The sequence below is a fragment of the Tropicimonas sp. IMCC6043 genome (genome assembly GCF_004146235.1).
Lineage (GTDB): Bacteria > Pseudomonadota > Alphaproteobacteria > Rhodobacterales > Rhodobacteraceae > Tropicimonas.
Genome location: NZ_SELO01000013.1, coordinates 87,203 through 113,127 on the forward strand (window position 1 = coordinate 87,203; position 25,925 = coordinate 113,127).

23 protein-coding genes and 1 pseudogene are annotated in these 25,925 nt (G+C 65.6%); 17 read left to right on the forward strand and 7 right to left on the reverse strand.

The window, feature by feature from the left end; genetic code table 11:
- Nucleotides 1-14 precede the first annotated feature (14 nt).
- Together dnaN and recF are read left to right on the forward strand one after the other, a co-directional pair.
- Nucleotides 15-1,133 carry a DNA polymerase III subunit beta gene (gene dnaN / locus EU800_RS28275; protein WP_129633204.1) on the forward strand — a complete coding sequence of 373 codons (1,119 nt, stop codon included), beginning with the start codon at nt 15-17 and terminating at the stop codon, nt 1,131-1,133.
- A gap of 65 nt (nt 1,134-1,198) precedes the next feature.
- Nucleotides 1,199-2,308 carry a DNA replication/repair protein RecF gene (recF, locus tag EU800_RS28280; RefSeq protein ID WP_129633206.1) on the forward strand — a complete coding sequence of 370 codons (1,110 nt, stop codon included), beginning with the start codon at nt 1,199-1,201 and terminating at the stop codon, nt 2,306-2,308.
- Nucleotides 2,309-2,316: 8 nt separating this feature from the next.
- Here the strand turns inward: recF and EU800_RS28285 are convergent, their stop codons facing one another.
- Nucleotides 2,317-2,952, reverse strand: a complete 636-nt coding sequence (locus EU800_RS28285) for an OmpW family protein (protein WP_129633208.1) — start codon at nt 2,950-2,952, stop codon at nt 2,317-2,319.
- A gap of 226 nt (nt 2,953-3,178) precedes the next feature.
- Between EU800_RS28285 and gyrB the strand changes: the two genes are divergently transcribed.
- The 5 genes from gyrB to EU800_RS28310 all read left to right on the forward strand — a co-directional run bounded on the left by gyrB (nt 3,179) and on the right by EU800_RS28310 (nt 8,403).
- Entirely contained in the window at nt 3,179-5,596 is a 2,418-nt protein-coding gene (gene gyrB, locus EU800_RS28290) for a DNA topoisomerase (ATP-hydrolyzing) subunit B (protein WP_129633210.1), read from the forward strand.
- A gap of 262 nt (nt 5,597-5,858) precedes the next feature.
- Complete coding sequence (locus EU800_RS28295) at nt 5,859-6,389, forward strand: hypothetical protein (protein WP_129633212.1); 531 nt, start codon at nt 5,859-5,861, stop codon at nt 6,387-6,389.
- A gap of 132 nt (nt 6,390-6,521) precedes the next feature.
- Complete coding sequence (locus EU800_RS28300) at nt 6,522-7,028, forward strand: DUF1254 domain-containing protein (RefSeq protein WP_207209908.1); 507 nt, start codon at nt 6,522-6,524, stop codon at nt 7,026-7,028.
- Between the two features lie 6 nt (nt 7,029-7,034).
- Entirely contained in the window at nt 7,035-7,385 is a 351-nt protein-coding gene (locus tag EU800_RS28305; protein WP_207209909.1) for a DUF1214 domain-containing protein, read from the forward strand.
- 16 nt (nt 7,386-7,401) lie between these two features.
- On the forward strand, nt 7,402-8,403 hold the full coding sequence (locus EU800_RS28310; RefSeq protein WP_129633214.1) for a DUF1214 domain-containing protein: 1,002 nt from the start codon (nt 7,402-7,404) through the stop codon (nt 8,401-8,403).
- Nucleotides 8,404-8,467: 64 nt separating this feature from the next.
- On the opposite strand, the gene EU800_RS28315 is transcribed toward EU800_RS28310, so the two are convergent.
- Entirely contained in the window at nt 8,468-9,214 is a 747-nt protein-coding gene (locus EU800_RS28315; protein WP_129633216.1) for an SDR family oxidoreductase, read from the reverse strand.
- Nucleotides 9,215-9,238: 24 nt separating this feature from the next.
- Nucleotides 9,239-9,634 carry a cupin domain-containing protein gene (locus tag EU800_RS28320; RefSeq protein WP_129633218.1) on the reverse strand — a complete coding sequence of 132 codons (396 nt, stop codon included), beginning with the start codon at nt 9,632-9,634 and terminating at the stop codon, nt 9,239-9,241.
- Nucleotides 9,635-9,746: 112 nt separating this feature from the next.
- Between EU800_RS28320 and EU800_RS28325 the strand changes: the two genes are divergently transcribed.
- The 5 genes and pseudogenes from EU800_RS28325 (at nt 9,747) to EU800_RS28345 (ending at nt 14,487) form a co-directional block, all read left to right on the forward strand.
- Complete coding sequence (locus EU800_RS28325; protein ID WP_242500573.1) at nt 9,747-9,941, forward strand: LysR family transcriptional regulator; 195 nt, start codon at nt 9,747-9,749, stop codon at nt 9,939-9,941.
- 27 nt (nt 9,942-9,968) lie between these two features.
- A pseudogene (locus tag EU800_RS28330) lies at nt 9,969-10,634 on the forward strand (LysR substrate-binding domain-containing protein).
- A gap of 202 nt (nt 10,635-10,836) precedes the next feature.
- Complete coding sequence (locus tag EU800_RS28335; protein WP_129633220.1) at nt 10,837-11,385, forward strand: hypothetical protein; 549 nt, start codon at nt 10,837-10,839, stop codon at nt 11,383-11,385.
- Nucleotides 11,385-12,971 (forward strand): glycosyltransferase, encoded by a 1,587-nt coding sequence (locus EU800_RS28340; protein ID WP_129633222.1) that lies wholly within the window; start codon nt 11,385-11,387, stop codon nt 12,969-12,971. The genes EU800_RS28335 and EU800_RS28340 overlap by 1 nt, the downstream gene beginning before the upstream one ends.
- Before the next feature lie 109 nt (nt 12,972-13,080).
- Nucleotides 13,081-14,487, forward strand: a complete 1,407-nt coding sequence (locus EU800_RS28345; protein ID WP_129633224.1) for a nucleotide sugar dehydrogenase — start codon at nt 13,081-13,083, stop codon at nt 14,485-14,487.
- 152 nt (nt 14,488-14,639) lie between these two features.
- Here EU800_RS28345 and EU800_RS28350 read toward each other — a convergent pair whose 3' ends face one another.
- Nucleotides 14,640-15,449 carry a PEP-CTERM sorting domain-containing protein gene (locus EU800_RS28350; protein WP_129633226.1) on the reverse strand — a complete coding sequence of 270 codons (810 nt, stop codon included), beginning with the start codon at nt 15,447-15,449 and terminating at the stop codon, nt 14,640-14,642.
- A gap of 363 nt (nt 15,450-15,812) precedes the next feature.
- Between EU800_RS28350 and uxuA the strand changes: the two genes are divergently transcribed.
- Nucleotides 15,813-17,024 carry a mannonate dehydratase gene (gene uxuA / locus EU800_RS28355; protein WP_129633228.1) on the forward strand — a complete coding sequence of 404 codons (1,212 nt, stop codon included), beginning with the start codon at nt 15,813-15,815 and terminating at the stop codon, nt 17,022-17,024.
- The gene (locus tag EU800_RS28360) at nt 17,024-18,502 is read left to right on the forward strand and encodes a mannitol dehydrogenase family protein (RefSeq protein ID WP_129633230.1); all 1,479 of its coding nucleotides are present in this window, start codon (nt 17,024-17,026) and stop codon (nt 18,500-18,502) included. Before uxuA ends, EU800_RS28360 begins: the two co-directional genes overlap by 1 nt.
- A gap of 24 nt (nt 18,503-18,526) precedes the next feature.
- Here the strand turns inward: EU800_RS28360 and EU800_RS28365 are convergent, their stop codons facing one another.
- Nucleotides 18,527-19,723 carry a hypothetical protein gene (locus tag EU800_RS28365; protein WP_129633232.1) on the reverse strand — a complete coding sequence of 399 codons (1,197 nt, stop codon included), beginning with the start codon at nt 19,721-19,723 and terminating at the stop codon, nt 18,527-18,529.
- A 150-nt stretch (nt 19,724-19,873) separates the two neighbouring features.
- Here EU800_RS28365 and EU800_RS28370 point away from each other — a divergent pair, with 150 nt between their 5' ends.
- The 3 genes from EU800_RS28370 (at nt 19,874) to EU800_RS28380 (ending at nt 22,454) form a co-directional block, all read left to right on the forward strand.
- Nucleotides 19,874-21,115: a lytic murein transglycosylase gene (locus EU800_RS28370; protein ID WP_129633234.1), complete on the forward strand. Its 1,242-nt coding sequence runs from the start codon at nt 19,874-19,876 to the stop codon at nt 21,113-21,115.
- Nucleotides 21,116-21,244: 129 nt separating this feature from the next.
- A complete protein-coding gene (locus EU800_RS28375; RefSeq protein ID WP_129633236.1) occupies nt 21,245-22,120 on the forward strand; it encodes an NmrA family NAD(P)-binding protein in 876 nt (291 codons plus the stop codon).
- Between the two features lie 109 nt (nt 22,121-22,229).
- On the forward strand, nt 22,230-22,454 hold the full coding sequence (locus EU800_RS28380) for a hypothetical protein (protein ID WP_129633238.1): 225 nt from the start codon (nt 22,230-22,232) through the stop codon (nt 22,452-22,454).
- A 45-nt stretch (nt 22,455-22,499) separates the two neighbouring features.
- Here EU800_RS28380 and EU800_RS28385 read toward each other — a convergent pair whose 3' ends face one another.
- Entirely contained in the window at nt 22,500-23,774 is a 1,275-nt protein-coding gene (locus EU800_RS28385; protein WP_165354665.1) for a carbohydrate porin, read from the reverse strand.
- A gap of 729 nt (nt 23,775-24,503) precedes the next feature.
- Nucleotides 24,504-25,121: a VPLPA-CTERM sorting domain-containing protein gene (locus EU800_RS28390; RefSeq protein ID WP_129633242.1), complete on the reverse strand. Its 618-nt coding sequence runs from the start codon at nt 25,119-25,121 to the stop codon at nt 24,504-24,506.
- Nucleotides 25,122-25,925 lie beyond the last annotated feature (804 nt).

The following is a 25,925-nucleotide window of genomic DNA, read 5'->3' on the forward strand; positions in this document are numbered from 1 at the left end:
ATGGGAGCGATTGCATGAAGATCAGCATCGAACGCGGCGCCCTTCTGAAAGCGGTGTCTCAAGCGCAATCGGTTGTCGAGCGGCGCAATACGATCCCGATCCTCGCCAATGTTCTCATTGAGGCGGAGGGCGAGAGCGTCTCCTTCCGGGCGACCGATCTCGATATCGAGGTGGTGGACCGGGCGCTCGCTCAGGTCGAGCGCGCGGGGGCGACGACCGTCTCCGCCGTGGTCCTGCACGAGATCGTCCGCAAGCTGCCGGACGGCGCGCTGGTGAAGCTCACAGATGACGGCGCCGCGGGGCGGCTCACGGTCGAGGCGGGGCGGTCCAACTTCACCCTGGCGACGCTGCCGCGGGAAGATTTCCCGGTGATGGCCAACAGCGAATACAGCTCCAATTTCTCTGCCCCCGCGCCGGTGCTGCGCCGCCTCTTCGACAAGTCGAAATTCGCCATCTCCACCGAGGAGACCCGCTACTATCTCAACGGCGTCTACATGCATGTCGCCGATGGCGAGAGTGGCCGCGTGCTGCGTTGCGTGGCGACCGACGGTCACCGGCTGGCGCGGATCGACGCCGACCTGCCGGCGGGCGCCGAGACGATGCCGGGCGTGATCGTGCCGCGCAAGACGGTGGGCGAGATGCGCAAACTCCTCGACGATGACGACATGGAAATCGCGGTCTCGGTGTCCGAGACCAAGGTGCGCTTCGCCACGCCCGACATCACGCTGACATCGAAGGTGATCGACGGCACCTTCCCCGACTATGCGCGCGTGATTCCCGTTGGCAACCCGCGCAAGATGGAGGTGGATGCGGCCGAGTTCGCGCGTGCCGTGGACCGCGTGGCGACCGTCTCCTCAGAGCGTTCGCGGGCGGTGAAGCTCTCGCTCGACGAGGACCGGCTGGTGCTTTCGGTCAACGCGCCTGACAGCGGCGCGGCCGAGGAGGAGCTTTCGGTCGCCTATGGCGACGAGAAGCTCGAGATCGGTTTCAACGCGAAATACCTGCTCGAGATCGCGAGCCAGGTGGATCGCGAGAACGCCGTCTTCATGTTCAACTCCTCGGGCGACCCCACGCTGATGCGCGAAGGCTCCGACACCAGCGCGGTCTATGTCGTCATGCCGATGCGCGTGTGACCGCCGGCATGCCGGAGTCGTCATGCCTCCGGCGGGGATGTTTCCGAGCAGAAGAAGAGCGCTGAATGGCGGGACTGGCGGTTCTTTCGCTGCGACTCGTGCAGTTCCGGTCGCATCGTCTGGCCCGGCTGGAACTCGGACCGGCGCCGCTGGCGATCTTCGGGCCCAATGGCGCCGGGAAGACCAACCTTCTGGAGGCGGTCTCGCTGCTCTCTCCGGGCCGCGGCATGCGGCGCGCCTCGGCCGAAGAGATGGCGCGGCAGCCGGAGGCGGTTGGCTGGAAGGTCACGGCTGAGATCGACCGGCTCGGGCGGCGGCACGAGATCGCGACCTGGTCGGAAGGGGGTGCGGCGCGGCAGGTCACGATCGACGGCAAGGCGGCGACCCAGACGGCACTCGGGCGGATCGTGCGCGTGGTCTGGCTGGTCCCGGCGATGGACCGGCTCTGGATCGAGGGGGCCGAGGGGCGGCGGCGCTTCCTCGACCGGATGGTGCTCAGCTTCGAGCCGGGACATGCCGAGGTATCACTGGCCTATGAGAAGGCGATGCGCGAGCGCAACCGTCTCCTGAAGGACGGGGCGCGGGACGGCGCCTGGTTCGACGCGCTCGAGGCGCAGATGGCGCAGGCGGGCGCGGCGATCCAGGCCAACCGGCGCGCGGCTCTGGCGCGGATCGAGGCCGCGCAGGCAGGCGCGCAGACGGTGTTTCCGGCCGCGGAGCTGGCGCTGGTCGGGCCGGACGGGCCGGGTTTTCCGGCGGAAGAGGCCGAGCTTCTGCTTGCCCTGCGCGACGGGCGGCGGGCCGACATGGCGGCGGGGCGAACGCTGGTCGGGCCGCACCGGGCCGATCTCGAGGCGGTCTATGCCGCCAAGGGGATCGCCGCGCGCAATGCTTCGACAGGGGAGCAGAAGGCTCTCCTGCTGTCGCTGATCCTGTCGAACGCGCGGGCACTGGCCGAAGCGGGCGGCGCGCCGCCGCTCCTGTTGCTCGACGAGGTGGCCGCGCATCTCGATGCGGGCCGGCGGGCGGCGCTCTACGAGGAGATCCTCGCGCTCGGCGCGCAGGCATGGCTTACCGGGACGGGGCCGGAGCTCTTCGAGGATCTGGGAGCTCGGGCGCAACGGCTGAACGTCCTCGAGGCGGCCGATGGCAGCCGCCTCGAGATGTTCGGCTGATCGCCGGTTCAGAACTTGCGGATGTAGGACAGGCCGAGGATGAAGGGATCGACCTCGATCTCGCCGACGCGGCTGCCACCGGCATCCGCGTCGGTATCGATGCTGATCCAGCGCATGTCGGCCCGGATCGCGCTGTCGTCGCTCATCCAGTAGTCGAGGCCCAGGTGGAGCGCGCCGCCGAAGGAGTTGTCGACATCCAGGTCGAGGCCCTTGAGATCTCCGCTCGTGCTCACATCGGTAAAAGTGGAGTAGTTGACGCCAAGACCGATCAGGTAGGAGATCTGTTCCGAGGCCCGGAAGTGGTATTGCAGCGACAGGGTCGGCGCGAAATAGGTCAGATCCACGGCCTTTCCGTAATCCTCGACATCCGCCGAATGCGAGAACGGCAGCGGCACGAGGAGTTCGACGCCGACATTGTCCCAGATGAAATACTCGCCCGTGAAGGTCAGGCTGGCGGTATCGCTGACCGTGACGGTCTGGTTGCTGGACGTGTTATCGGGGTCGAAATAGCCGTTGTCGTATTTCGGCATCGAATAGGCGGCGCCGAAGCCGAGGGTCCATTCACCAGCAGATTGCGCGGATGCCGTGCCCGCAAGGGCCAGCATGGAAATCGCGGTGCAGATCGCAATACGAGACGTGAACATCTGTAGTCTCCCTTGTGCTTTCCTGCGTTCTCGGGTTCCCGGCCTCCACCATCAAGTCTTGACATGCACCCGCCCGAGCGATTGGGCGATGCCGTGACCGGGTCGCAACAGGCCGCGTCCGATCGGAGCGCAAACGGGGGCCGCGGACCACCAAATCTTGTGTCCTCCGCGTGACAATCCCCGAGAGGCCAAGTATAAAATCGCATCGATACAAAGGAAGGGCCGCATGGCAGACGAAGCGAACCGGACAGAAGAATACGGCGCAGATTCCATTAAGGTTCTCAAGGGGTTGGAGGCCGTCCGCAAACGCCCCGGGATGTATATCGGCGACACCGACGACGGCTCGGGGCTGCACCACATGGTCTATGAGGTGGTCGATAACGGGATCGACGAGGCGCTGGCCGGCCATGCCGACTTCGTGAGCGTCACGATCCGGGCCGACGGCTCGGTTTCGGTGCGCGACAACGGACGCGGTATCCCGGTCGACATCCATGCCGAGGAAGGCGTGAGCGCGGCGGAGGTCATCATGACCCAGCTGCATGCCGGCGGCAAATTCGACAGCAATTCCTACAAGGTCTCCGGTGGCTTGCACGGTGTGGGCGTCTCGGTGGTCAACGCGCTCTCGGACTGGCTCGACCTCCGGATCTGGCGCAACGGCAAGGAGCATTACGCACGCTTCGAGCATGGCGAATGCACCGAGCACCTGCGGGTGGTCGGTGATTCGGATGGCGAGAAGGGCACCGAAGTGACCTTCATGGCCTCGCTAACGACCTTCTCGAACCTCGACTATTCCTTCAAGACGCTGGAGACCCGGCTTCGCGAGCTGGCCTTCCTCAATTCCGGCGTCCGCATCATCCTGCGCGACGAGCGTCCCGCGGAGCCGCTGGAGGCGGATCTCTGCTACGAGGGCGGCGTGCGGGAATTCGTGCGCTATCTCGACCGGTCGAAGACCTCGGCGATGCCCGAGCCGATCTACATGGAGGGCGAGCGCGACGGGATCGGCGTCGAAGTGGCGATGTGGTGGAATGACAGCTACCACGAGAACGTCCTGCCCTTCACCAACAACATCCCGCAACGTGATGGCGGCACCCATCTCGCGGGGTTCCGCGGCGCGCTGACGCGGACGATCAACCTCTATGCCGGATCCTCGGGCATCGCCCGCAAGGAGAAGGTGAATTTCACCGGCGACGACGCCCGCGAGGGGCTCACCTGCGTTCTGTCGGTCAAGGTGCCTGATCCGAAATTCTCCAGCCAGACCAAGGACAAGCTGGTCAGCTCCGAGGTCCGCCCGGCGGTTGAGGGACTGGTCAACGAGAAGCTCGCGGAATGGTTCGAGGAGAACCCAGCGCAGGCCAAGGTGATCGTCGGCAAGATCATCGAGGCGGCGCTGGCGCGGGAGGCGGCGCGCAAGGCGCGCGAGCTCACGCGGCGCAAGACGGCGATGGATGTCGCGAGCCTCCCCGGCAAGCTCGCCGACTGCCAGGAGAAGGACCCGGCGAAATCCGAGCTGTTCCTCGTCGAGGGCGATTCGGCCGGCGGCTCGGCCAAGCAGGGCCGGGCGCGCGGCAACCAGGCGGTGCTCCCGCTCCGCGGCAAGATCCTGAATGTCGAGCGGGCGCGGTTCGACCGGATGCTCTCGAGCCAAGAGATCGGCACGCTGATCACCGCGCTCGGCACCGGCATCGGACGGGACGAGTTCGACATCTCGAAGCTGCGTTACCACAAGATCATCATCATGACCGACGCCGACGTGGACGGCGCACATATCCGGACGCTCCTGCTGACCTTCTTCTTCCGGCAGATGCCGGAGATCATCGAATACGGGAATCTGTTCATCGCCCAGCCGCCGCTCTTCAAGGTCGCGCGCGGCAAGTCGGAGGTCTATCTGAAAGACCAGTCCGCGCTCGACGACTACCTTATCCAGATGGGCATCGACGGAGCGCGGCTCCGGCTCGGCACTGGCGAGGAGATCGCCGGGCAGGACCTCGCGCGTGTCGTCGAGGAGGCCCGCCTCGTGCGCCGCATCCTCCGCAGCTTCCCGACCCATTACGCGACCCACATCCTCGAACAGGCGGTGATCGCGGGCGCCTTCGTCCCGGGCCAGGTCGATTCCGACCTGCAGGGAACGGCCGATCGGGTCGCCTCCCGGCTCGACATCGTCTCGCTGGAATACGAGCGCGGCTGGCAGGGTCGGCCGACGCAGGATCGCGGCATCCGGCTGACCCGCTTGGTGCGGGGTGTCGAGGAGGTCCGCCGCCTCGACGGGCCGGTGCTGCGCTCGGGCGAGGCACGCCGGCTCGGCGCGCATACGGAGGCGCTGCGCGAGGTCTATGCCGAGGGCGCGGTGCTGATGCGCAAGGACAAGGTGATCGACATTTATGGGCCGATCAGCCTGCTCGACGCCATCCTCGAAGAGGGCGAGAAGGGGCTGAGCCTGCAGCGCTACAAGGGTCTGGGCGAGATGAACCCGGACCAGCTCTGGGAAACCACGCTCGATCCGAACGAGCGCACGCTCCTGCAGGTCAAGGTCGAGGACATGGCCGAGGCCGACGACATCTTCACCAAGCTGATGGGCGATGTGGTGGAACCGCGACGGGAATTCATCCAGACCAACGCGTTGAGCGTCGAGAATCTCGACGCGTGACGGCGTGGATCGCGCAGGATCCTGCGCGATCCGCCTGATCCGGTCACCGCTGTTCCGGGGCGACCCCGCCGACAGTTCCGACGCCGCGACAACCTGCGGAGGCCGGTCGTTGCCAGGGGCGGCCGCAACAATTTCTGGCGAAGGCGGATGCGACTGCTACATTTCGAGTCTGGACGTCAACGTCCTGAAAGCGATTCCGAGGCGCATCGCGACACACGTCCGATAGCCGGACCAACCATCCAACCAAGGACCAGACCCTGACATGACACGGACTCACACAACCCTGATCGCGACCGCGATGCTGACTGTGCTCGCCACTTCCGGCCTTGCCGAGGACAGCCCGATCCCGAAAAGCGGTGACACCTTCACCGAATACGGAATGGTGGAAGACTGGACGATCTATGCCGATTCCGGCACCAAGACCTGCCTCGTCGAACGGGTCGACGACGCGGGCAACGTGATGCAGATGGGCGTAACCAAGGATCGCGACTACGCCTATGTCGGCATCTTCACCCAGGCCGATATCGACGTGCAGAAGGAGGGCGCAATCGCCATCGCGGTCGACGGTGCGATCTTCGTCGGCACCTCCGACGGGATCAAGAGCGGCAAGCTCAAGGACGGCTACAGCGGCGGCTACGTGCTGACCAACAACCCGGAGATGGTGACCGCCATCGCGGAAGGGTACGAGCTCGTGGCCTTCCCGGAACGGCCGGTCGCTTTCGTGATCGACCTCACCGGCACCAAGCGCGCCATCGAGGAAGCCCGCAAGTGCAACGCCGAGATCGCGGGCTGACCCTCATCTGACGACACCAGCCGGCGCCAGACCGAGCGGCGCCGGCAACGATCCGCTGCGGAGTCACGGCCTGCGCGCGGCCGCGCGGCGACCGATATCGAATTCGGGAAATACGTCGCGCTGGCCGGTGGAGTGAACAAGTTCTACCACTTTCGTGAGCTAATGCCCGTCGAGGCTCAGACCACGATCAGCGCGAATCGCGACACGCTCTACAGCACCGCCATCATCGATATCAGCAAGGGCGCGACGGTCACCTTTCCAGATGTCGGCAACCGCTACATGTCGGCGATGGTCATCAACCAGGATCACTACCTCAACGAGGTCTTCCACGGCGGCGGCACATATACGCTCGACACGGACAGCTTCGACACGCCCTATGTTGCCGTCTACCTGCGCGTGCTGCTGGATGCGACCGACCCCGCGGACCTGGCCGCCGTGCACGCGATCCAGGACGAGATGTCGATCGAGGCTGCCTCGTCCGAACCCTTCGTCGTGCCGCCCTATGACGAAGAGAGCTACAAGGGGCTCGTGAAGGCCGCCGTCGGTGTCGGCGCCTACCTTCCGGACAGTTTCCGGATGTTCGGCAAGAAGGAGGATGTCGATCCGGTGCGGCATTTCATCGGAACGGCCGGCGGCTAGGGCGGTTTGCCCGAGGATGAGGCGCTCTATCTGGGAATCGCGCCGAACCTGCCCGTAGGTGAATACAAGATCGAGGTGCCGGCCGACGTGCCGGTCAAGGATTTCTGGTCGGTCAGCGTTAATGATGCGGATCGCTATTTCGTGCCGAATGCGATGGGCGCCTACGTTGTCAATTCGGTCTGCGGCACGCGCAACGACGATGGGAGCATGACCGTGCATCTGGGCGGCTGCGAGGACGGACGGGCGAACTGCCTGCCACTCGAGGAAGGCTGGCAATACACCGTGCGGCTCTATCGTGCGGCGCCGGACGTTCTGGATGGCAGCTGGATCTTCCCCGGCGTCGAGCCCGTGAACTGACGGAAAGGAAAAAAACATGCGATATCTTCTTCTTGCCATTGCGCTCTCCGCACCCGCGCCGGTCCTCGCCGAGGACATCACGATCCAGAACCTCATGCGCGCCGAGAGCGATACGATGTTCCGGGTCACCATGCAGACCAACGGGACCAATGTCGGCGAGATCGCCCATGAACGTCAGGTCGTCTCCGCCGACGGGCCGCAGCCGATCATAAGGCCCAACCAGGACACCTTGTATTCGTCCGCCATCATCGACCTGTCCGAGCCGGTGACGGTGACGCTGCCCGAGGGCGACGGGCGGTTCCAGTCCGTGCTGGTGATCAGCCAGGACCACTACAACTTCGCCTATGCCGAACTAGGTGCCTATGAACTGACAGAGGACGAGGTCGGGACCCGCTTCGCGATGCTCCTGTTCCGCACCTTCATCGACGCAGGCGATCCCGACGATGCCGCCCGCGCCCATGCCGTGCAGGACGGAATACGCGTCGAAGGCGGCGGAAGTGGCCCCTTCGAGGCGCCGGACTGGGACCTTGAAAACCTTGAGGCAGCGCGAAAGGCGGTCAGCGACCTCGCCGCTGCCGTCGGCCTCGATGCCAGCACCGCCTATGGCCGTCGCGACGAGGTGGACCCGCTTGGCCATCTGATCGGGATGGCGGGCTGGGCGGGGCAGCCGGCCACGACGGCCAGTGCATTTGTCGACGCCGTCGATATGAATGACGGCGAGACCCCGCATGCAGTGACGCTGCGCGACGTGCCGGTGGACGCCTTCTGGTCGATCACTGTCTATGACGCCGACGGTTTCCTCGCGCCCAACGAAATGGGGCGGAACAGCTTCAACAACACCTCGGCCACCCCCAACGAGGACGGCTCCTACACGCTCCATTTCGGCGGTTGCGAGGACGGGCGCATCAACTGCATCCCCATCACGCCGGGCTGGAACTACACCGTCCGCCTCTATGAGCCGCGCGAAGAGGTCCTCGACGGAAGCTGGACCTTCCCGAACGTCACGCCGGTGGACTGACGGGCGCGGCAGTCCCGACATCTCGATGGCCGGCGGCGGAACCGGGGCCTCGCCGCCGGCCCTTCTACCAAGCCTGAACCGTCGGTCCGACAGTCAGTTCGCTGACATTGGTATCGGCGGGCTGTTCGATGGCGAAGGCCACGACATTGGCGATGCGGTCCGGCGTGATGCCGACCTGCTCGTAGAGCGCCGCCATGCCCGCAGCCGTTCCGGTGTCGCTGATCGTGTCGAGAAGCTCGGTGTTGATCGCGGCAGGATAGATCGTCGCTGTGCGAATATTCGTGCCTTCCATCGCCGATTCCATGCGAAGGATTTCCATGAAGTCGCGCACGAAAAACTTGGTGCCGCCATAGACCGCCGCCGCCGGATAGGCCTTGAGCCCGGCGACCGATGAGGTCGCGATGACATGCCCCGATTTCCGGGCGATGAACTCGGGCAGCACGGCCGCGGCGCCATTCAGGACGCCCTTGATATTGATATCGACCATGTCGTGCCAGTCGTCGATCTTCAGCGCCGAGAGCGGCGAACCGGGCATGATGCCCGCGTTGAGAAAGATCACGTCGACCTTGCCGAACCGATCCTTCGCCAGTTTCACGATGGCGTCGTTATCGGCCTGCTTGGTGACATCGGGCACCTGGTATTCCGCCTCGCCGCCCGCCGTGCGGATTTCCTCTGCCAGTGCCTTGAGCCGGTCCTCGCGCCGCGCGCCGAGGACCACCTTCGCGCCTTTTGCGGCCAGCAGTTTCGCGGTGGCCTGACCGATCCCCGACGATGCGGCGGTGATGACGATGACTTCGTCTTTCCTGTCGATGTCCTTGAGGGTTTGGGGAGGATTTCAGCCGAGGTAATCCGGGTCGCTGACCTGCTCCATCCAGGTGACGGTCACGCCGTCGACCGCCTCCTGAATGGCGATATGGGTCATCGCCACGTCGGGGCTGGCGCCATGCCAGTGCTTTTCGCCGGCCGGGAACCAGACCACGTCGCCGGGCCGGATCTCTTCCATCGGGCCGCCGTCTCGCTGCACACGGCCTCGCCCGGCGGTCACGATCAGCGTCTGCCCGGCCGGGTGAGTGTGCCATGCGGTGCGCGCGCCGGGCTCGAAGGTGACGGCGGCCCCCGCCGCCCGTCCGGGCGGCTCTGCGTGAAACAGGGGATCGATGCGCACGCTGCCGGTGAACCAGTCGACCGGCCCCTTGACCGACGGGTTGGTGCCCGCGCGGGTGATTTTCATGATGGCCTCCACCATTGAAGTTGCACTGATTGTTATATGGCCGACCCAGACTTGTTGATTAAGGGACAAGCATCGCTTGGACCTATCGAAACACACCATGAATGAGCGTGCCATGGCGCAGACCGATTTCAACGATCTGATGTGGTTTCCGGCCGTCGCCGAAGAAGGGAATTTCACTCGCGCGGCGGCCAAGCTCGGCGTCGTGCAATCGACGCTGAGCCACCGGATCAAGAAGCTGGAGACGCGGATGGCCATGCGTCTGCTCGCGCGCACGACCCGCTCGGTGTCGACCACCGAGGCGGGGTAGCGGCTGCGGCGCAAACTGGCGCCCCGGGTGACCGAGATCGAGGAAGAGATTGCCGCGTTGACGGAACTGCGGGACAGGCCCGCCGGTTCGGTGCGCATCGCCCTGTCGCATCATGCGCCGTCGCAACTGATCTGGCCCAGGCTGCGTCCGGTCCTGCGGGATTTTCCCGACATCAAGCTGGAGCTGAGCGTTGACGGCGGGTTTCGCGATATCGTCGGGGACGGTTTCGATGCGGGTATCCGCCTCGGCGAGAGTGTCGAGCAGGACATGATCGCATTGCGAGTCGGGCCCGACTGAAGGCTGGTCGCGGTCGCGTCCCCCGCCTATCTCGCGGCGCGCGGGCGGCCCGCGCATCCGAAGGACTTGCTGGCGCATGACTGCATCAATCGGCGGCTGGCCACGGCCGGCGGGCTCTACGCCTGGGAGTTCGAGAAGGACGGCAAGGAACTGCGGGTGCGCGTCGAAGGGCGGCTCACGCTCAATGACGAGGCCACGATGGTCGCGGCGGCACTCGACGGTGTCGGCATCGCCTATGTGCCGGAGGATATGGTTGCGGCAGATCTGGAAAACGGAGCGCTCGCGCTCCTGCTCGACGACTGGTCGCCGCGTTTTGCGGGCTACCACATCTATTACCCAAGTCGGCATCAAAACCTGCCCGCGTTCAAAGTCGTGGTGAATGCCCTGCGGCATTGACAGGCGCCGCAAGGAAGCGTCCGATCCGACCGGAACCGGAGCGGGGACGCGAGGCAAATCTACCGACCCGCACCTCAGGGCCGGGTATGCGAAACGGGAAACACCCGCCCGTCTGACGCCTCCAGAAATCGTTGCCAAACTGTCAAAATTCCGCCGCTTTCAAGCGCATTATTTCGACTGGCGCTTGAAAAGGCACTTCAGAATGAAGGTTCGCTACGAACGGCCAAGTCCGGACCTGAGCTACACGGTCCAAGCCCCGCTCTTTCTCAGCATTGGGAAAGGCCGGGACATTTTGGTGCGTGAGTGGTCGCTCGACGGCATCCGTCCGCCAGCAGAGCTCGAAGGCGACGGCGGCAACGTCATCATCACGATCCCGTTTCAGGGCTTCTGGATCACCTTCAAGGCCGGGCTGGAGCGGGATTTCGAAACGGGGATGATGCGGTTCAGCCATCTCGGCGAACGGGAAACGCAGCTTCTGCGGCATTTCTACCGCCAGATCGTCACCGGCCGCGTTGTGCCGCTAGAGAACACGATCGCCTCGATGGATGCCCCGGTCGACATCGTGCCGATGATCGAAACACCGCAGGAGACCGAGCGCCGGCGCCGCCGCGTGTCGCCGCGCCCCCTGCGCCTGCTGGCGATTCTATGCCTCTACGGGCTGCTGAGCGTCCTCGCCTACAAGCCGGTCCTGCTGCCGATTCTCGACGAGACGCGCGCCTATCTCGAACCGGTCGACGTCGCGAGGTTCTGATGCCCAGCAACCTCCCCTTGCCGGTCGACCTGTATGGCGACATCGCGAAGCGCCTCGCCGAGCTCGAGGCGCCGGCGCCCAGCGGCATCCGCAAATGGTCTCTGCGCGACGCCGCCCTGCTCGCCGCGACGGTCCTGGCTTGCCTCGCCACCGTCATGTATATGCCGAACTTCATCTACGATTTCCACGCGCGGCAGGTCACTTACGCGCTCGGCATCCTGGCGGCGTGGCGCTATGGCTGGTGGCTCAACCACGCGCGCCGCGCCCGCGCCTACGGGCGGCGGGTGTGGCCGCGCCTGGAGCGGCGGCGCGATGCTGTCTGGAACGGCGGATGGCGGCCGGGCCACCTGCATGTCCAGATGACAACCTTCCGAGAGGAACCCGCGATCACGCGGCATGTCATCGAGGCGCTCGTCGCGCAGATCGCGGCGTCCGGCATTCCGGCGACGATCTGGGTCGGCACCGGCGACGTGCAGGACGAGCGGACCATCTCCGACCTGGCGCTGGAACTGCCGGACGATCTCGATATCGAGATCGCGTTCGTGCGCCAGAACCAGCCCGGAAAACGCATGGCGATCGGGCTGATCATGCGGGCGATCATCCGCACCGCGCCGGACCCGGACGACCTGATCGTCTTCATGGACGGCGATACCGTCTTCGGAACCGACACACTGGCCAAATGCTGCGCCATGTTCGGCGCCGATCCGAAGCTCGAGGCGCTCACCACCAACGAGGAGGCCATCACTTACGGCCCCGGCTGGATGCGCCGCTGGCTCGACATGCGCTTCGCCCAGCGGCGCCTGGCCATGCAGAGCCACGTGATGAGCAACAAGGTCCTCACCCTCACCGGCCGCATGAGCATGTTCCGGGCGCGGCGGGTGACGAACGAGGATTTCGTCCGGACGATCGAGGCCGACTATCTCGACCACTGGCTCTGGGGGCGGTTCCGTTTCCTCTCGGGCGACGACAAGAGCACCTGGTATTACCTGCTCCGCGAGGGCGCGAAGATGGGCTACGTGCCCGACGCCCTGGTCTACACCGTCGAGATCATTCGCGGCTCCGGCTATCAGCGTATGCTGCAGAATCTCCGGCGCTGGTCGGGCAACATGCTTCGCAACGGCGCGCGCGCCCTTCAGCTCGGCCCCCGTCGGGTCGGCCCGTTCATCTGGTGGTGCGTGCTGGACCAGCGAATCGCGATCTGGACCATGCTGGTGAGCCCGGCACTGATCCTCCTCGGCCTCATTCTCCACCCCGGCTATATCGTGGCGGCCCTGCTCTGGGTCGTCGTTTCGCGGCTGCTCCTGTCGCTGATGCTCTTCAGCTATTCGCGCCGCGTCGACATGACCTGGCCATTCCTTCTCTATGCCAACCAGGTCGCGAACTCGCTCGTGAAGTCCGTGCTGATCTTCTTCCCGCACAAGCAGACCTGGGCCAACCGGGGCGGACAGAAGGCGGCGATCGACCACAACTGGATCTACAGGGCCAAGACCGCGGTCGCGACATTCCAGTATGTCACCACCATGCTCGCCTTCTTCTTCGGCGTCGCGTGGCTGATGGGCCGGACCGCGACGTTCGGTGGCCTCTGAGCGGACGCGGTCAACTTTACCTTAATTTGTCTTAATCGTTGCCTAATTCCTGACGCAACGCCATGCGACGCCGGAAAACAGGAAAAAAGTACAAGGCTGGGTGTCGACCATGCAGGAACTGAGGGCAGACCATTTCGCGCCGGACCGCGACCCGCGTTTCAAACTCTACCCGGTAGCCGCAAAGGCAGCGATCAGCGTCGTCGGCCTCGGCTATGTTGGCTCCGTGACAGCAGGCTGCCTGTCGGATCTCGGGCATCGCATCATCGGCGTGGATGTGGACCCGCTCAAGGTCGCCGCGATCCGCAGCGGAACCTCGCCGATGTATGAGGAAGGTCTCGACGACCTCCTTTCCGACGGCGTTGCACGCGGCACGATCGAGGCGACCCATGACCTCGCCGACGCGGTGGCGCGCACGGATGTGACCCTCGTCTCCGTCGGCACCCCGACCGCCGAGGACGGCTCCTGCGACCTGCGCTTTGTGGAGGCCGTCGCAGACCAACTCGGGAATGCAATCGCCGGGCTCGACCGGTTCCACGTCGTCGTCCTGCGATCCTCCGTGCCGCCGGGGACCACTCACGGTGTTGTCGGCCGCCGCATCGAAGAAATTTCCGGCAAGTCGCTCGGCGTCGATTTCGGCCTCGCCTTTGCGCCGGAATTCCTGCGCGAAGGCGAAGCGGTGAGCGATTTCCGGGACCCGCCGAAGACGGTGATCGGGGCATCCGACCCGCGCACCGAGGCCATGCTGGCGCGGATCTTCGAGCCGGTGGACAACGCACCGATCCTGTCCCGGATCGAGACCGCCGAGCTCGTCAAATATGTCGACAATGTCTGGCACGCCGCGAAGGTCTGCTTCGCCAACGAGGTCGGGCGCCTGTCCAAGGCGATGGGGATCGACGGCCGGGAGGTCATGGACGTCTTCTGCGAAGACACCAAGCTCAACATTTCCGCGCGCTACCTGAAGCCGGGCTTCGCCTATGGCGGCTCGTGCCTCCCCAAGGAGGTTCGCGCGGCGGCGCATATCGGCGCCGGCCTGGGTGTCGAGCTGCCGATGATCGACAGCCTCGCCCGCTCCAACGAGGTGCAGGTGAAGCGGGCCGTCGAACTCATCCGGGCGACCGGCGCGAGGCGCGTCGCCGTTCTCGGCCTCGCCTTCAAGCCCGGCACCGACGACCTGCGCGAGAGCGCCATCCTCGACGTGGTGGCACGGCTGATGGCCGAAGGCGTCGACGTGACGGCGCATGACGCGCATTTCGCCTCGGCCGGACATCTCGCCCAGCGGCTGTCCGGCGATGCCCGGACGCGCAACGCAGACTTTGCCCGGATGGCTGCACAGATCCCGTCCCGGCTCGCAGGTGACGCCGGGCAGGCCATCGCGGAGGCCGACGCGGTGATCGTCAACCACGACATCCCGGCCTATCGCGCCCTTCTGGACTCCTGCGAGCTGCCGATCGTCGACCTGGCACAGGTCCTCAAGCGCAAATCCGGCGAAGCCCGCTACGAAGGCATCGGCTGGTAAGCCGGGCCGAGCGGGACGACGGAGCCATGCATCCGCAGGCTCCGTCTCACGAGCGCGGAACGGCAGGCCAGAACGCGGCCGCCATGTACGGGCGATCTCGTACACCCATGTCCGGGCGATCCCGTACTCTCTGATCTTTCAGTATTGGTCGGTCAGCCGCGCTGCTTCCGGCGCGCAAGACCAAGCGCGCCGAGGCTCAACAGCGCGAGCGAGAGCGTGCCCGGCAGCGGAACCGAGGACAGCCGGACATTGTCGATGCCGATCTGCTCGGCCGACCCAGTCGAGCGAATCTGGAACTCGATCTCGCCCCAGCCGCCAAACCGCCCGTCGAGCCAGTTCAGCGCCACAGTGTCGAAACGCGCATCGGCGACAACGCCGGCACCGAGCGATTCGCCGGCGTCGGTGGAGATCAGGAAATAGGCCGTTTCCGGCGTCCGTTCCGCCATCGACACGCCCGTGAACTCGGCCAGAAGCGTCCGGCTTCCGCCGACAAGGCTGAAGACGCGGAAATAGTCGCCCCAGAGGTCGCTGTTCTCTCCGTCATAGCGGTCGAACGGGTCGCTGTCGGAGAAGGCCGCGATGTCGAACAGGATTCCTGAGATCACGTCGAAATCGACCGCGTAGCGCAGCGAGGCGCCATTCGGCCCGGCCCATTTCAGCGTATCGGCGCCACAGAGCGCCTGGGAACTGCCGATCAGGTGGTCGCAGCCACCCACCCCGGCCATGTCGATCCTCATCCCGGATTGCGTTCCCGGTTTCGGCGCTTCGGCCGTGCTGCCGGTGTCCGATAGCACGCCGGTCATGGCGTCAAAGCCGGAGTCGAAGTCATCGAGCAGGATCGTCGTCGCCTCCGCGCGCGTCCCGAATGCGGCGGCACCGGAACAGAAGACGACACTGGCCACCGCACAGGTGCGGATCCAGGAGGATCGGCGCTGTCTGGGGTCGGTCTTGAACTTCGTCATATACTGGGTCCTCGCCTCGGCTGTCCCGCCTCAGCTTCAACAATCCGAACACACGCACGCGTCGCTGACGGGCGTGGTCCCGCTGGAGTCTTGGTTAATGCGCGGGCGGGGCGAGATTGTGTCGATGCCGGGACGAGCTCGGACCGTTCCTGCGGCGGAAGGGTGGGTCGAGGCCCGATCGCGCGGAATGTGTCGTCTTGTCTTCCGGGTCGGAAAAACCCAAGAAGAGCGCATCCGGCTACGCAGGATCGGAGCAGGCGACGTAGCGGAGTCCGCGCCCCTGCCATACTAGTCAGCAGATCGGCGCGGTGCTATGAAGAGCCTGTGAAGCCGGGAGCCCGGTTCGAGATTTCGGAGGATGCGATGCGACAGACATGGCGATGGTTCGGCCCGAACGACCTCGTTTCCATTGATGATGTGCGGCAGGCGGGCGCTGAGGGTATCGTCTCCGCGTTGCACCATGTCCCGACCGGCGCCGTCTGGACGCCGGAAGAGATCGCGCGGCGCAAGTCCGAGATCGGCAGAATGGCCGATGGCAGCGACTCGACGCTGACCTGGGACGTGGTTGAAAGCCTGCCCGTCTCGGAGGACATCAAGAAGCAATCGGGCGCCTGGCGCGATCATATCGCCGCCTACAAGACCAGCCTGGCGAACCTCGCCGACGCGGGAATCGAGGTGGTCTGCTACAATTTCATGCCGGTGCTCGACTGGACCCGGACCGATCTCGCCTACCGGCTGCCCAACGGCGCGACCTGCATGCGCTTCGATCTGGTGGATTTCGCCGCCTTCGACATGCATATCCTGGAGCGCCCCGGCGCCGAGGCGGATTTCGACGAGCCGCTGCGCGACGCAGCGGCCGAACGCTTCGCGTCGATGACCGAAGCGCGGAAGGAAGAACTCGCCCGCAACGTCGTCTTCGGCCTTCCGGGCTCTGCCGAGACCTTCAGCCTCGAGGATGTCCGGCGGCACCTCGCCGAATACGCCGCGGTCGACGCCGACCGCCTGCGCCGGCACATGGCCGATTTCCTCGAGCAGGTCGCGCCGGTGGCCCAGGATCTCGGGCTGCGCCTCTGCTGCCACCCCGACGACCCGCCGGTCCCCCTGCTCGGCCTGCCGCGCATCATGTCGACGGAGGCCGACTACCGCTGGCTCGTCGAGGCGGTCGACCTGCCGGCAAACGGCATCACGCTCTGCTCCGGCTCGCTCGGCGCAAGGCCGGACAATGATCTTCCGGGGATGATGCAGCGCCTCGGCGACCGGGTGCATTTCCTGCACCTGCGCAACGTCAAGCGCGAGACCTCCGGCATCCGCGGCGATTTCCACGAGGCCGAGCATCTCGGCGGCGACACCGACATGGTCGCCCTGATCAAGGCCGCGCTCGCCGAGGAGGCCCGCCGCCGCGACGCCGGCCGCGCCGACTGGTCGATCCCCTTCCGCCCGGATCACGGGCAGGACATCCTCGACGACCAGAAGCGCAAGGCCCAGCCCGGCTACCCGGCGATCGGGCGACTCAAGGGGCTCGCCGAGCTGCGCGGCATCATCGCCGCCGCCACGCATCGCGGGGAGGCCGCCTGATGCCCCCCCGCCTGAACGCCTCGAGCAAGCTCCCCGACACTGTCGCCATGCCGGCCTACACGCCCGCCAAGCATGGCGAAGGTATCCTGCATCTCGGCCTCGGCGCCTTCCACCGCGCCCATCAGGCCGTCTATACCGACGACGCGCTGGCGCTCGCGGGCGGCGACTGGCGCATCCTCGGCGTCAGCCTCCGGAGCGCCGCGCCGGCCGAGGAGCTCGCGCCGCAGGACGGGCTCTACACGCTCATCATCCGCGGCGAAGGGGAGCCGCGCGTTCGCGTGATCGGTTCCATCTCCCGAGCCCTCTGCGGCAAGACCGATATCGACGAGATCCGGCGCGCGCTGGCCGACCCGTCGATCCGCATCGTCAGCCTGACTGTGACCGAAAAGGGTTACGGGATCGACCGGGCCGCAGGTGGCGCTGATCCCGATCACCCGGCAGTCGCCGCCGATCTTGCCAGCCCCGACGCGCCCACCGGCGTGCTCGGCCTCATCGTTCAGGCGCTGAAGGCGCGCCGCGCCGCGGGCACCCCGCCCTTCACCGTCCTGAGCTGCGACAACCTGCCGGAGAACGGCGTCATGCTCCGGGGCGGCGTGGTCGATTTCGCCCGCCGGCTCGACCCCGAGCTAGCCGACTGGATCGAGTCCGCCGTGGCCTTCCCATCCTGCATGGTCGATCGCATCACGCCGGCCCGCACCGACGCGACGATCGCCGATGCCGAGCGCCTCACCGGCCATTCCGACGCCGCCGTGATCGAGACCGAACCCTTCACGCAATGGGTCGTGGAGGAGAATTTCCCCGCCGGCCGACCCGCCTGGGACAAGGCTGGGGCGCTCTTCGTGAAGGATGTCGCCCCCTACGAGAAGATGAAGCTGCGGATGCTCAACGGCGCGCATTCGATGCTGGCCTATTCCGGCTTCCTCGCCGGGCAGCGCTATGTGCGCGATGCGATGGCGGACCCCGATCTCAGGACGCTGATCGAGCGCCACCTCTCGGCCGCCGCGGCGACGCTCGATCCGCTTCCGGGGATCGATTTCGGCGAATACGCGCAGGACCTCTCCGCGCGCTTCGCCAACCCGTCGATCGCGCACGAGACCTACCAGATCGCCATGGACGGGACTCAGAAACTGCCGCAGCGGGTCCTCGGCCCGGCGCTGGCAGCGCTCCAGGCGGGCCAGCCCGTCCGCCCCTTCGCCTTCGCCACCGCGGCCTGGATGCGCTACTGCCTCGGCCGCAAGGATGACGGCGAGACCTACGCGCTGCGCGACCCGCTCGAAGCCGAGATAGCCGCCCGGATCGGCACGGCCGACACGGCGGAGGCGATCTTCACCAGCCTTGCGGCGCTGCGCGGGGTCTTCCCCGAAGCGTTGATGGCCGCGCCGGAATGGCGCGGCGAGGTGGTCGGCGCGCTGGCGGGCATGCTCGAGAGCGGTGTGCCGGCGGCCATCCACACCGAGGCGGCTTCCGTCCGGGCCTGACGGCCGGACGGACAAGCACGGAAGTCACCCGGCCGGACCGCCCTCTTCGGCCGATCCCGAAAGGTTGCTGCCTCCCGGCATCACCCAGACCTCGCGCGCGTCGAGCGCCGCAGGATCGAATGGCTGATCGGGCAGCGGCCCCGCCAGCAGAATCTCCGCCTGATAGGCCTCGACGGCGTTGGTCGCCGCCGACTGTCCGAAGCTCCGGGTGAACCAGACGTCGAAGCGGGCGCGCCCTTTCTGGTAGCGGCGGATCGTGTCGCCAGCGCGTTTGTAGCGGTCCTCCGCCCGCTTCCAGGCGCGCCAGATCGGCTGCGGCTGACGGAAGGGCGCCACGAAGCATTCCCGCACGATCACCGAGTTCCAGTCGTTCCGCGCGATCGCCTCGAAATCCGCCGCCGACAGGTAGTCGCCGATTCGGATCGCCTCGATTCCGAAATCTCCCGGTGTCGCCGAGACGGCCGCGCCGCCCGGCGAGATCACCAGCACATGCGCAATCTCGACACCCGGAGCGGTATGCAGGTTCCATAAGATCGCGCCGCGCATATTCTGGAGCACGACATATTGCGGCGTGGTGGTGTCGGTCAGGAACACATCGGCCATCGGCATCCCTGCCTTCGGGCGCGGCCCGCCGGTCGTCGCCGCGCCGTCGCCGCCCTGCATCCCGGCCTCGCCCGGCCCGGACTCAAGCCTCAGGTTGGCCAGCCCTTCCCCCGCACCGAGCGGGCGCGGCCGGCAGTCGCGCATCGGCGCGATCTCGTGCATCGCGGCCGGCCGGGTTCCCGCCTCTGCCAGCTGGACCTCCCGGACGATCCTGTCGACCTTCACCTCCCGGAAATCGGCGGTGGCGACCATCGGCGCGCGCAGGATCCGCCCCTCATCGACCTCATCCGTCAGCGTCCAGGGGACGATCCGCTCGCTCGTCTGGCGAACCGAAGCGGCAAGGCGGCCGAGCTCGGTTCCTATACCGTCGAGCGGAAGGCTGTCGCGAAACACATAGACGGCCACACCGGCAACCATTGCCAGGAAGAGCATCAGGGCGGCCATCACGCTGCCCGCGCCGAGCCCGCCCCGCCGGACCGGCGGCACCACCGGCTCTTCGGGAAGATTGCTGAAATCGGGCAAGCGCTTCGTCGTGCTGGCCCGCCCATTGCGAATGCGCTCGCTTTCGATCCGTCGCAACCGCTCGGAAAACTCGTCCTTCGACCCGAACCCGGTCATCGTCACACACTCCGTAAACCGGGGCCCAGTCTATCCGCCTCTGGGTCGGCAACATGGCCAAAGAATGAAGATCGTCGGCCAATTGGAGACTTGCCGGACCGGCCGCGCTAGGATGCCGGCACCGTTCACTCGCAAGGGACTCCGCGCCGCATGATCCTCCGCGTCCTGATCCTTCTCGCCACGCTCGGCCTGCTCCCGGCGACGGCGCCCGCGCAGGACCGCGCCAGTGTCGAGGCCGGGTTCCGCAACTGGCTTGTGCAGGAGATCTGGCCGCGCGCAAAGGCGCAGGGCGTCTCGCGCGCGACGTTCGACGCGGCCTTCGACGGCGTGACGCTCGACTGGTCACTGCCGGACCTTGTGCCACCGGGCAGCGCGCCGGCGGTGCCGCGGCGCCAGCACCAGGCGGAATTCGCCGCACCGGCCCGGTATTTCGACCGCAACACCGTCGCCGGTGTCGAGTCGACCGGCCGCAGGATGGCCGACCGTCACGCCGGCCAGCTCGCCGCGATCGAGCGTGAGACCGGCGTTCCGGGGCACATCATCCTCGCCATCTGGGGCCGCGAGAGCGCCTTTGGCCGCGCCCGGATTCCGCATGACGCCTTCGTGGTGCTCGGCACCAAGGGGTTCATGAGCACCCGCGCGGATTTCTTCACCGAGGAACTGATCGCCGCGCTCCGCATCGTCGAGGCCGGACAGACGCCCCCGCGAGGCATGAAGAGCAGCTGGGCCGGCGCGCTCGGCCAGCCGCAATTCCTGCCATCGACCTTCCTCGCCTACGCGGCCGACGGCGATGGCGACGGGCGCGCCGACATCTGGGGGTCGGAGGCGGACACGCTGGCCTCCATCGGCCATTTCCTCGCCCGGCACGGCTGGGTCCGCGGGCGCGACTGGGGCTTCGAGGTCACCGTTCCGGCCTCGGTCTCCTGCGCCCTGGAGGGCCCAGATCAGGGCCGGCCTATCCGCGACTGGGAAGCCATGGGCATCACCCGGGTCTCCGGCCGCCCCTTTCCGGAGCCGGAGCACGGAGCCGAAGGCTTCCTGCTCATGCCTGCGGGGCGCTTCGGTCCCGCCTTCGTCGTCACGCCCAATTTCTACGTCCTGAAGGACTACAACATGAGCGATCTCTACGCGCTCTTCGTCGGCCATGTCGGCGACCGGATCCGCTATGGCGTCGCAGACTTCGCGGCGTCCTGGGACCCGGTCGGCGGGCTGACCCGGGCCGACGTCACGGCCATCCAGTCCGCGCTCGTCGGAATGGGCCATGATGTCGGCGGCGTCGACGGCCTTCCCGGCTACAAGACCCGCCGCTCCATCGGCCGCTGGCAGGCCGCGACCGGCCAGCGCCCGACCTGCTTCCCCGAGGCCGGAACGGCCTCGTCCCTCGCCCGCTGACGCCCTGCACCCACGTCACCCACGTCGTGACCGGTTTTTCATGTCTCGTCCCCCGGGGATCTGGTAGACTCCGGGCAAATTCAGGCGGCCCGATGCGCGGCGCTTTCCGACCACCGCAAGAGGTCATCTATGAATACGGTTTGTGTTGCGGGCGCCACCGGCTATCTCGGAAGATTTCTCGTCGCGGAGTTTCTCAGGCGCGGCTGGCAGGTCCTCGCGCTGGTACGCGACCGCCAGCGGGCGCAGGCCGGCGGCCTCGTCGCAGATGCGCTGATCGAGGCGCAGGCGACGGAGCGCACCTCGCTCAGCGGCGTTCTCGGCGGTGTCGACCTCGTGGTGAGCGCCCTCGGCATCACCCGCCAGCGCGACGGGCTCAGCTATTGCGATGTCGACTACCGCGCCAACCTGAACCTGCTCGAGGAGGCGCTCGACGCCGGTGTCGGAAAGTTCGCCTATGTGCATGTCCTGGGCGCCGCGTCCCTGCCAGATGTCGCGCTGGTCGCCGCCAAGCAGGCCTTCGTCGACAAGCTCCGGACCGCGCCAATCGCCAGCTGCGTGATCTCGCCCTCGGGCTATTTTTCCGACATGCAGGATTTCCTCGGCATGGCCCGCTCGGGCCGGGTCTGGCTCTTTGGCGATGGCTCGCACCGGATCAACCCGATCCACGGGGCCGACCTCGCCGCCGCCATCGCGGATGCCATCGAGACGGGCCGGACGTCGCTCGAGATCGGCGGCCCCGACATCCTCAGCCACCGCGAGATCGCCGAGCTTGCCTTCGCGGCGCTCGACAAGCCGGCGCGGATCACCTGCCTTCCCGACTGGCCCCGCCGCGCCGCCCTCTGGCTCCTGCCCCGCGTCACCCCGCTGGCCTGGCACGGGCCGGTGCAGTTCTTCCTGGCGGCGATGGGCCAGGACGTCGTCGGAGAACCGCACGGCACGCACCGGCTGGAAGACTTCTTCCGGCAGGCGGCGGGCGACCGGTCAGAACAGGACGCACCCCAGTGATCCGGCGGAGGGACCTTGATATCCGCTCGATCCGTGCCTGCGTACAAGGTGCCGGTAGACCTCTTCGTTCAAACGGGTATGAGGAGGGCCGGTGGACAGGAGAGAGTCAATGATCCGGAACGCGGTGTCTGTCGTCGCACTCCTCGCGGCCCTGGCGGGGTGCAGCCCAAGTCGCAGCCCCAGACCGGCGAGTGAAGAGCCGTCCGGGTCCCCTTTCAACATCTCCGGCACCGCCGTCACGGGCGTGGTCGGCGGTTCGGGCCAATCCACGCGCATGGTCTCGGGGATAAAGGACCTGGAACTGTCCGTCGGGGTGGACCTGGGCGGCAACTGAACGGTCGGCCCTGCCAGTAGCAAGCTTGCGGTTGAGCTCTGGTCCCTACCACCAGTTCTCGTACTGGATGCCGATCGTCGTTCCGTCGGTCGCATCGTCGAGAGCGGCCTGCTGGGTGATCACGCCGGGGTCGCTCCATTTCGCGTAGGTCACGAAGGCCCGCAGCTGCGGCCGGGCGAAGAACCCGGTCTTTCCGAAGCTGTAGAACGGCGCGAACGTCACCTTGCCAAGCGACGTCCTGTCGTCGTCCTCCGGAATCACGACGTCGTATCCGAACTCGACCGCGAGGCCGAAATTGTCGGTGATGTTGTACTGCGGGCGCGCGCCGACCGACCACCAGGTTTCTGTTTCGCCACCGATCTCGGTGCGTTGCCAGACTCCCGTGGCCTGGGTCTGGAAGTCCTCGGTGGTGGTGAAGAGCGCCTGCGTCACGAACCGCCAGCGATCGTCGTCCATTGTGGCGCCGGTATCACCGGAAGAGTTGAAATTGATTCCCGAGCCCCGCCCGTACATGAGTGCGTTCTGCCATTCGCCCCATGGCAGGTCGAGGTTCCATGCATGCAGCCTGATCGCGTAGCCATCGTTGTCTGAAGGCGCGTCGGTCCCGTCCGTCCGGGTGTAGGACAGGCCGATCTCGCCAAGCCATTTGCCGCCGAGCGCGATGTCGTGGAAGCGCAGGTCGACGGTCCCGGCCTGGTAGTCACTATCGTCGTCGTCGTAGTAGAACAGCGCGGACGAAAGGTGGAAGCTGCCAAGGTCGAGATTCTCGAGGCCGAGCCCATCGTTCGAGTAGTTCTCATAGTAGAAATCGGTGATGTGGACGTCACGACGCCGGTAGTAGCGCCGCCCGGCCCAGAGAAACGACTCCGCCGCGGCGCTGTTTCCCAGCCGTTCGATGCCCAAGTAGGCCTGCGCCACGCCGCCACCATCGTCTACGTCGGATCCCCAGACGAGAAGATTGGAATCCGCCCATCCGTTGAACATGATCTCGGCCACGAAATCCGACCCTCCGGCCATCGGCGTGCGGATGCCGATCGAGGCCTCGCCGTAGAGGTCGCTTTCGTTGCCCAAGCGGTATTTGCTCGCCGCGCCGTTGAGCTGAAAGGCGACCATCGGGTCGTTGTCGGTCGAACCGACGCCGAAGCGGACATAGCCGTGGGAGAAGAGCCCGAGGGGATTGGGTTCGGGCGCATCTGGCCCGGCGGTGTCGCCGGCCTCGAGGTCCACGTCCGGATCCGTATCCTGTGCCTGAAGTGGCCCGGCGACGGCGCAGAGCAAAAGTCCCGAGATTGCGGCAAGACACAAGGATTTCACGTTCATCTTTGCCAGATCCTCCCCGAACGCAGTGTCCCGCACGGGCGCTGCATGGCCTTGACGGAACGATACCACCAATTCCGGTGTCTCGGAGCCTGCCGGTCGGATCATGGGCCGGGGCTATTGCAATTTTGCGTCACGGAAACCGAATGGCGACCGCACTCACCTGAACTCGCCGCGGAACCGAATCCGCGCCGGACAGAAAGCCGGAAGCACGTCCGAACATCGCGTTGCTTCCTGCAACACACAGCGTGCCCCCGGATCCAAGATCTATCATGCCACCGTCGATCGACCCGGCCTTGCTGCGGTCCGAACTCGGGATGGGTTGGTAAGTGCATATTGCGGCCAGTGGTGGAGCGAAGAGCATTTCGATCTATTGGTGTCTCCGCACGTATCGGCAATCACGTTCGAGTTGAAACCGAGAGGCAGCGACTGCCGGCTCAGTGTTAAATCGAAATGCTTTGAATGCTCAGCAATTGCTGCATCATCCTCTGAGCCAGACGCCGTCGCTCAAGGTCAGTGCGGCGACTGCCGGTAAGAGACTTAAAGTTTTCGACTTGCTGGGATACCATTTCTTCCGCGGCGCGATTGCTGCCACCCCGAAGATTATTGAGAGGATGACAAAGACGGTCGCCCGGCTCTACGAGAAGAAGAGGCGCGGGGGGGCCTCGCACCTCTTGGGCTGTGTCTCATCCGTCGGAACGCGTGGTTCCGGGCGTATTTGAAGATCTACACCTATGCGGCGTGTCTCTTCCAACGACGGAGTCCGGCCATCCCGGCAAGGCCCGACAGAAGCAACCAGGCTCCCGCCGGCAAGGGAACTGCGGCCACCGGCGCCCACACCGCGTAGATCTCATCGATTTCTACAGCCGTGGAACTATTGTGGGCGCCATCAAAACTCCGCCAGTCCACATAATCAGCTCCCGCACGCACCGAATTTACCGCCCGCATTACGTCCAAGACGCTTCGATCTGCAACGGTATAAAATGGGGTTCGAATTGCCATCTGAGAAATATCCCCGGAAATAGCCTTTATGGCACCTACCAAGGTTACATCAGTATCGAACTGATGGAGAGGATCAATATCGAGCAGAACCTGGTCAAGCAGAGCCTGGGATGCTGCCGTAGCAGCTAGCATTGTCTGAAAGGTGAAATCCGAAACCTGATCACAGTTTGCGAATAACTCGATGCACGTCCCGTCCTTGAACTGAACATCATAATACGTCCCGTCGACAAGAACATCCGACGCGCCGAGCAACCTACCGTCGACGATGTGAAGAGTAACCGCCTGTGCGACGGTGGTCGAAACGCCCAACGACACAAGCGCAACGGCAAGCATTGATCTGATCTTCATGAACTGCACCCCTCGTACAATTTGCTATTTCCGAAACTCTCGCTCATCAAAAATGAGAAGAATTACAATGAACTGCGCGAGCGTAACGATCACATATGGTCTGTCAACTCATTCGGGCACGAGACACCGGAATGGTCTGCGTGGACAACAGGATCGCACAGCAATCGGGCAAACCGGCAGGAAGCCGATCCGGTCTACAAAAGGCTCGCGAAAGCTGCCCGACGGCCGGATTGCACAGGTAAGGAGTATTGTTCCGCCAGCAACGTCCGGTCTTCTTCCAAATGGGCGGCCTACCTTTTAGCCACGGAAAGAAATTCTGCGCAGCCGCGAGTTTCCGCCCTGTCCGGCACGGCTGACCGTAACGACCGCCCTGGTTTGTCCCACGTTTCTGCCGCTTGGTTTCCGGATTTCGTTTCGGTCGCTGTTCTGGTCGTTTTTTTGGTTTGATTTGTCCTGACGCGCGAGCGGTTTTTGGATTTGGGTGTGTGTGGGGATTGGGCTTTGGTGGTTTCTGTCGGTGTTTGGGTCTTTTGGATCTGATTTTGGGTCGTTGGTGACGCTGGTTTTGTGCGATCTGAGCTATTTTTGGGGTGTGTTTCGGGTGGACTGGTGAGCCTGGCGGTCGCGTTGTGACATGGAGGATTCTGCCGTGGTTTGGGCTTTGGGCCGGCGGGCGGGGAGCCGTGGCGATGACCGGTTCGAAGGGGCTGTGCGCTGGTGGGCCGGGTGATTTCGTGCGTCTGGAGGGTGTGGCCTCGAACGCAAAACCCCCGCCTGGATTTCTCCTGGCGGGGGTGTTTGTGT

What these genes read in the sequence shown, in the direction of transcription:
- dnaN (WP_129633204.1), top strand. Translation starts at nt 15, where the DNA reads ATGAAGATCAGCATCGAACGCGGCGCCCTTCTGAAAGCGGTGTCTCAA.
- recF (WP_129633206.1), top strand. Translation starts at nt 1,199, where the DNA reads ATGGCGGGACTGGCGGTTCTTTCGCTGCGACTCGTGCAGTTCCGGTCG.
- EU800_RS28285 (WP_129633208.1), bottom strand. Translation starts at nt 2,952, where the DNA reads ATGTTCACGTCTCGTATTGCGATCTGCACCGCGATTTCCATGCTGGCC.
- gyrB (WP_129633210.1), top strand. Translation starts at nt 3,179, where the DNA reads ATGGCAGACGAAGCGAACCGGACAGAAGAATACGGCGCAGATTCCATT.
- EU800_RS28295 (WP_129633212.1), top strand. Translation starts at nt 5,859, where the DNA reads ATGACACGGACTCACACAACCCTGATCGCGACCGCGATGCTGACTGTG.
- EU800_RS28310 (WP_129633214.1), top strand. Translation starts at nt 7,402, where the DNA reads ATGCGATATCTTCTTCTTGCCATTGCGCTCTCCGCACCCGCGCCGGTC.
- EU800_RS28320 (WP_129633218.1), bottom strand. Translation starts at nt 9,634, where the DNA reads ATGAAAATCACCCGCGCGGGCACCAACCCGTCGGTCAAGGGGCCGGTC.
- EU800_RS28325 (WP_242500573.1), top strand. Translation starts at nt 9,747, where the DNA reads ATGGCGCAGACCGATTTCAACGATCTGATGTGGTTTCCGGCCGTCGCC.
- EU800_RS28335 (WP_129633220.1), top strand. Translation starts at nt 10,837, where the DNA reads ATGAAGGTTCGCTACGAACGGCCAAGTCCGGACCTGAGCTACACGGTC.
- EU800_RS28340 (WP_129633222.1), top strand. Translation starts at nt 11,385, where the DNA reads ATGCCCAGCAACCTCCCCTTGCCGGTCGACCTGTATGGCGACATCGCG.
- EU800_RS28345 (WP_129633224.1), top strand. Translation starts at nt 13,081, where the DNA reads ATGCAGGAACTGAGGGCAGACCATTTCGCGCCGGACCGCGACCCGCGT.
- EU800_RS28350 (WP_129633226.1), bottom strand. Translation starts at nt 15,449, where the DNA reads ATGACGAAGTTCAAGACCGACCCCAGACAGCGCCGATCCTCCTGGATC.
- uxuA (WP_129633228.1), top strand. Translation starts at nt 15,813, where the DNA reads ATGCGACAGACATGGCGATGGTTCGGCCCGAACGACCTCGTTTCCATT.
- EU800_RS28360 (WP_129633230.1), top strand. Translation starts at nt 17,024, where the DNA reads ATGCCCCCCCGCCTGAACGCCTCGAGCAAGCTCCCCGACACTGTCGCC.
- EU800_RS28365 (WP_129633232.1), bottom strand. Translation starts at nt 19,723, where the DNA reads ATGACCGGGTTCGGGTCGAAGGACGAGTTTTCCGAGCGGTTGCGACGG.
- EU800_RS28370 (WP_129633234.1), top strand. Translation starts at nt 19,874, where the DNA reads ATGATCCTCCGCGTCCTGATCCTTCTCGCCACGCTCGGCCTGCTCCCG.
- EU800_RS28375 (WP_129633236.1), top strand. Translation starts at nt 21,245, where the DNA reads ATGAATACGGTTTGTGTTGCGGGCGCCACCGGCTATCTCGGAAGATTT.
- EU800_RS28380 (WP_129633238.1), top strand. Translation starts at nt 22,230, where the DNA reads ATGATCCGGAACGCGGTGTCTGTCGTCGCACTCCTCGCGGCCCTGGCG.
- EU800_RS28385 (WP_165354665.1), bottom strand. Translation starts at nt 23,774, where the DNA reads ATGAACGTGAAATCCTTGTGTCTTGCCGCAATCTCGGGACTTTTGCTC.
- EU800_RS28390 (WP_129633242.1), bottom strand. Translation starts at nt 25,121, where the DNA reads ATGAAGATCAGATCAATGCTTGCCGTTGCGCTTGTGTCGTTGGGCGTT.